The 6,055-nt window shown below is 37.9% G+C and carries 4 protein-coding genes and 1 pseudogene; all 5 read right to left on the minus strand.

Features of this window, described 5'->3' with window-relative positions; genetic code table 11:
• Positions 1 to 1,250, minus strand: a 1,250-nt coding sequence (locus FTU40_RS14685) for a relaxase/mobilization nuclease domain-containing protein (protein ID WP_373686073.1), incomplete at its 3' end; no start/stop codon positions are given.
• On the minus strand, positions 1,240 to 1,728 hold the full coding sequence (mobC, locus tag FTU40_RS14690; RefSeq protein ID WP_180041313.1) for a plasmid mobilization relaxosome protein MobC: 489 nt from the start codon (positions 1,726 to 1,728) through the stop codon (positions 1,240 to 1,242). The genes mobC and FTU40_RS14685, both read right to left, overlap by 11 nt.
• A gap of 336 nt (positions 1,729 to 2,064) precedes the next feature.
• The gene (locus tag FTU40_RS14695) at positions 2,065 to 3,000 is read right to left on the minus strand and encodes an AbiJ-NTD4 domain-containing protein (RefSeq protein WP_218951673.1); all 936 of its coding nucleotides are present in this window, start codon (positions 2,998 to 3,000) and stop codon (positions 2,065 to 2,067) included.
• A 110-nt stretch (positions 3,001 to 3,110) separates the two neighbouring features.
• The gene (locus FTU40_RS14700; protein WP_180041315.1) at positions 3,111 to 4,046 is read right to left on the minus strand and encodes a replication initiation protein; all 936 of its coding nucleotides are present in this window, start codon (positions 4,044 to 4,046) and stop codon (positions 3,111 to 3,113) included.
• Between the two features lie 642 nt (positions 4,047 to 4,688).
• Positions 4,689 to 6,055: pseudogene (locus FTU40_RS14705) on the minus strand (mobilization protein); the annotation flags it as partial.

Raw genomic sequence — 6,055 nt, forward strand, 5'->3', positions numbered from 1 at the left:
TCTCTATTTGTTCTGATTTGCTCTCTATCGCTTTCTCTACTTGGGTTTGGATGGATTTCTGTAGACTTTGTTGGTCGATCTTGATGCCTAGTAACTGGCGGTTTATGGTCGCTTGGAGGTCTTGGAGTGATGCTGAAAACGAATCTATGCTCTGCTTTACTGTCGAAATCTCCGATATATCTATAGTCGCTAGCTGAGTCATCAGTGCGTCTATTTGCGCTTTGTAGCTCGCTGTCGTCTCTTTTAGGGCTTCGGGTGATAGATTGCCTATCTCGGTCAATATCGAGCTTAGATGCGATTTGAGGGATATTGTCGTTTGTTGTACTTGATGTAAAAGCATACTGTTTTGAGTTATAGGCTTCTCGCTTTGCTCGATAGTCATCTCGAACGCTTTTAGCGTCTCCGATAGCCTGTGTAAGCTCGTTTGCAGTTGGTCGGCTTTCTGCTTCTGCTCTGAGACGCTCTGAATAAAGTTCAATTTCGAATTGTTCATGGTAAAAATCGCCTTTAAGTCTGTGTTTTTTACCGCTTATTAGGATGACTGTTAAAAACTCTTTGCTTTGTTTAACAGCTTCCACGCCTTTGACTTGCTCGATACACTCGACAATATCTGCCCTGTTTTCTGCGGTTTGGGTCTTTAAAAGTGTTTTGACGTAGTTATCAACAGTCTTGGAAAACTGCTTTTTTGTCAGCGTCTCAAGTTCTTGCCTTGAGAGTATGTTTTTTGCATGTTTGTTTAATTTGGCGATGTGATTCGGCTCTTGTGTGGTTTGCATCAAAAGCAGATCGTCAGGGCGTGACCATTGATATTTGGTGTTGAAGTAATCGCGGAATGAGTCGAAATGTTTCTCATGCCCTGGTGCGGCAATGTTGAGTGATTTTCCGCTTTGTATATCCAGGCGTGGTGTTAAAACGTGGATATGCTTTGAGCCGTCCTCGTCCGTGTGTTGGACAGCAAAAAGGTGGTACTGCAATTGTTCAAGTCCTGCGAAAGCATGCTTTTCAAAATCATCTAAAACTTCTTGGATCTGCTCGTTAGTCGGATCGTCTTCTTTTGACCATGCAATGACTCCGCTTGTATATTTCCAAAGGTGAGGACTAGCATTACAAACTGCATTAAACGTAGTCGCATCACCTCTTAAAACTTCAACCCCTGCCCGAACATTGCCAAGATGATCAAGCTTATCTAAAACATACGCTGAAGCGTGTGCTGCTGACCCTTTGCCATGATCTAAAAATTTAATATGCACTCTCGTTCTCCTCAGCCAGTTGCACCGAAGACAATTGTTTTTTTAGCCTTTCGGGGCTTTGTCTGCTGATTTTAGGGAGGGCAGGGAATATTTGTTCTAACTCGGTTTGCATAGCTTTTAAAACTGAAAAAATGCTGAAAATATCTAACTTGCGTTGCTCTTGGGGATCAGCATTTTTAATGATGTTTAAGGCTCGGGCAATCTGATTCAAGTTGTTGCCGATTTTGGATAGGTCTAGTAGTAATGCTGGGTCGGTTTTTTGATAGCGTTTGACGACTTCAATCACTGTTTTGATTTTGGTCCTCGGTTTTAGTTCTTCTTCCGTGGGCTGTCTAACCGTGACTGCATCTTGCATAACTTCACGTTGAATCAGGGAATGAATGAAGTCTGTAAAAGTCGTACCTTCTTTTTCGAGGTGCTTCTCCAGTTGTTCTAGCTGTAGCTCGGTGAGTCTGAAAATTTTATTTTTACTTCGCATATCCTCATCCTATTCACAGGCTTTTGTTTTTAAGTCAACGAAGTTGACTTGCCCATCTGTGATGGGCTTGGGGTCTTAGGGGAATCCCCTAACAAGTCCCTGTATATGCAAAATTCGAAGAATTTTTGTATATACAGGTAGGCTTGCTAATTTCATTAATGATACGATTTTCAGTTTTAGAAATAGAATAAAATGATTAAAAAGTTCAAGAAAAAGGTTTATTTAGTAATTATGTTCATTGCCACAAATCGAATAATATCAGTATCAAATGTGCCTAACTTTGAAATATAGTCGAAGCAATATTTCAAAGTATTGAGTTAGAGCTTTATCTTAGTTTTATACATTAGAAGCAACAATTTGATCTTGTATAAGTACGATTAATGCTAAACAACGCCTAAACAGGTAATGAATTTGCCTGTGATTAGTCAGTACTGATTGGTATGTTTCTGAATGACGGATTCGTAAATTATTACCTAGTAGGGTAATTTTATGCATTTCTTCACTAATTTGTGTCTGGAAAAATTCGTTGTCACCAAATAGCTCAACGATACGTGCTGCCGAAACACTCTTATCCTTTTGATTTTTTGGATCAAAGTAGCATTTCAATCTCTCATAGGCATCCCATAGTTTTTCAAGAGCCTGATAAGCGACATCCAAGCGAAAATTTGTTATCTGAACGCAAGCAGTTTCTAACATTTGATGATATTGAGCGTCCATCATCTTGCCAGTTAATGCGCTATTTATGAGTTGCTTGGTTTCTTCACCCACGATAGTTTCAACATGACCATTGGTAGGATTGAACTCATAAACCATACTTGTCGTGGCAAACAAGCCATTTATCTCATTGCTAAACTCCATCTTAGCAACATTATCTTTTGCAAAATTTAAGTGGTAGTGGCGACAAAATGGATGATAAAAGCCATCTGATGGTGTGGATATTTTTTGGAAAAGAAACTCTAAAGTATCGAAAATTTCATATTTTGTCGGAATATAAGGCTGACTATTCTCGAAATAATTAACTGATTCTTTGGTTGTTTTTAATGGCCAAGTTAATTCTGTATAAATTTCCAGTTCATCACTGAGCTTATTGGTATCAGTAGCCCAAATATCCGCTGAATTATCCATGCAGCCTTCGGGATACGCTTCTGCAAAGAAGTTCTTTTGCTCCATCCTTTCTAAAAATGCCACTATCCCTTTCCATAATGGAAAGGTAATTTCATCATTAGTTCTTGGCTTTGAGCCAAATGTTCTTTGGGTATATAGGGTGATCATTGTCTTCGCATGTGATTTTAATATTCTCTTATCCTATTATTGCATGAGTAAAAATCAATATTTTAACAAGTAGTTAGGAAAATTTAGCTATTAGCTTCTATTACTCATTTTTATGGTTTGAAGTCCGTTTTTTGATGTAGAGCTTTAAAAATACGTTTTGCTGTTTCATCTTTAACGCTTTCAGGATCACGCAAGATATTAGCAATCCAAAGCGCAAAGGCATCATAGGTCGGAAATGTCGAAAGGTCTGACATATCACTAACGCGACTTAGAATTGAGCTGTATTTATTGATTTGTGCATCTGTGAGCTTGCAAAACATGTCTATAGTTTTTTGATCTCGCTCTGGTGCTATCAATTTCGGTTTAGGTTTTTCTTTCACTGTGAACTTAAAGCCAATTACAAAACGTCCTTTTTTTACGTTCTCATAGGTCAGGTCTATATCTGTATTTTTGGTAATCTCGTCAAGTGATGGTTTGATAACACGGTCTTTTAGATTGCAAAGTTTGTCGTATGAGGGGGGTAAACCTAACTCATTTTTTATATGTTCTAAGGACATCTCAAATTGTCCCATAGCCTGATGTTTTTTTGCTAAGTGATAAAGATCAAATGAGTAATCCTTTTTTAGGCTTAACACGATGTCTTTTTTATACTTGGTGTAAGGATTCAATTTATCAAATTCTTTTAGCATCAAAAGAACTTCATCAGGAAAGCATATTGATATTGCACCGTTTTCGTATATTGCTCTAATCACCCAGTTACAATAGGTTTTTTTCTTATTGTCTCCATAGGAAAAGTATCGCCTTAAAAGGCTTTTACTTGCTTCTTCCATTTGGGAATATGCTGAATTGGTTTTAATCCCGCACTCTTTCGCAAACTCTTCAGAGGTTATGGTGATTGCATCTTTTTCAGTTGCATCCATTGTTCGAGCAATAGGACTAGCTAGAATCAACAATCGTTTTTCATCAATACTCATGCTTTTAAAGCACTCTTGAATTGTATTCTGCATAACGACCCAAGATACAGGGTAGGTTTTCTTTAATTCCATAATACTACACTTTGCACGATGTAGTTTTTTATAACATATTGAATTATTTTTGCACATTATTTTTGTAGTTTTTTACATAAACCTACATCATGCCATTTGTAGTTTAATGCATGCCATTTGTAGTTTTAAATCATGCCATTTGTAGTTTTTTAAGTGCCAAAATCATGCCATTTGTAGTTTAATGCATGCCATTTGTAGTTTTTAAAAGTCTGGAAGCCTTGCTATACATGGGCTAGAAGGGTGTCTAAAAGTATTTAAAAGCTTTTTAAAAGAATAAAAGGGAATTAAACATAAAATCAAAGGCTATGGCACTCGCTTCGCTCGTGTCGTTTCAAGAGCAAAATCAAAAGCAAAAACATTGATAGTGTATTCGCTTCGCTCATACTTTTTTTAAAAGCACAAAATTCAAAGTTCGCACCCATTCGGGATGCTCTGTACTTACCGTTTGAGATCAAAAGGGAGTTTGTAATCAGAGAAGAAGCGTTGCTGAAATTTTTATGATGCTCAATCGCTCGTAGACACTCGCTCGGTTTAAACCAGTTGGTATCAAAAAGAAAAGCACAAAGCGAACAGAGTGTGAGCGACATAACGATAAATCGCTTCCCCTCTCTGATTACCGCTTTTGCTGAATTAGATTATTGATTAAAAATCGAAATCACGGCTCTGCTTGAGTTTTGGTTTGTTTTCAGGCTCTGGACTTGACTGTGAGAAATATTTCTCAGGTGTCGGGTTCTTTTTCTCTGTGATTAAGCTTTTTATATCTTCAAAAGTCGCCAAGCATTTTTTATATACCTGTCTTTGAGAATCGAAATGATCATTTTTTGGCTCTAAAATCACTTCACATTTCAAATATTTAAGCATTCTTTCGTCATTTTTGATGATCTTCTCGATTTGGTCATAGTCTGACGTGCTGATATTACTACTTGCACGATTCATGTATCGCTCCAAGTTATCAGTTTTTTCAGCTATAAAATCAATAAGTTGAAAATGTTTTTTGCTTCTGTAAGCTTGATCTTGCTTCTTCGTAAGCGTCTCATGGAATTTGACGTAATCCGGGTAGTAGCCGTCATACCGTAAATTTATAAAGTCCGATGCAGGTCTCGGCTCAAGTCTAATATTTTCAATCAAATGAGTTACTTGCTTAAGTTGGATATCAATGTTATTAAGTCGCCAAGCGTTCTCTCTAGCCCCTTTATTTGCTTGCTCTGAGTCTCCAATTCGTCGTCTATAGTTTGCGATACTTTGAGTTGAGAGAGCTTCAAGAGAGCTTTTTCTAAGTCTGTCTGCTGTTCGGTGATAGTCTTTTGTACCGGTGATATCGCTGTTTTCACTAAGTTGTTGATAATGTCGTTTAAATTCAGCTGATTTAAGGCTTGGGTTAATTGCGTTTGCAGTTGACTCGTTAAGTTGGCTTGAAAGTTTTGCTGTAAATCCTGCGAAAAACTGCCCTGCTCGATTTTGGATAGCTCGATTTTGAGCGCCAAGATCAAGGCTTGACGTTCTTCTGTCTCCGATTGCAAGATGCTGATTCTGTCCTGTAATTTCTGCTCTACTTCGCTGTATTCGGTCAAGATGGTCTTTAATGAATCGACTTGTTGACTCAAAACCTTGTTTTGCTCTGCTAACAAGCTGTTTTGTTGCATCAATAAGCTGTTTTGCTCTGTCAAAAATTGGTCGATTTCGGTCTGCATGGCTAGTTATCTCGTATAAATCTGCTGAATTTCTTGTTTCTGTGACTCGATCATCTTTTTGCTTAAATTTAGCTGATAAGTCAGATAAAAAATCGTTAAAAGCATCAGTAGACCAAAGCCGGTGATCGCCCATATCAAGTGCTGTTTCGCTTGGCTGTCTAGCTTCTCTCTTATTAGGTTCTCTAGTTGGTTCTCTATTTGTTCTGATTTGCTCTCTATCGCTTTCTCTACTTGGGTTTGGATGGATTTCTGTAGACTTTGTTGGTCGATCTTGATGCCTAGTAACTGGCGGTTTATGGTCGCTTGGAGGTCTTGGAG

This window comes from Acinetobacter sp. YH12100 (genome assembly GCF_013419135.1).
In the GTDB taxonomy this organism is placed as follows: domain Bacteria; phylum Pseudomonadota; class Gammaproteobacteria; order Pseudomonadales; family Moraxellaceae; genus Acinetobacter; species Acinetobacter pseudolwoffii.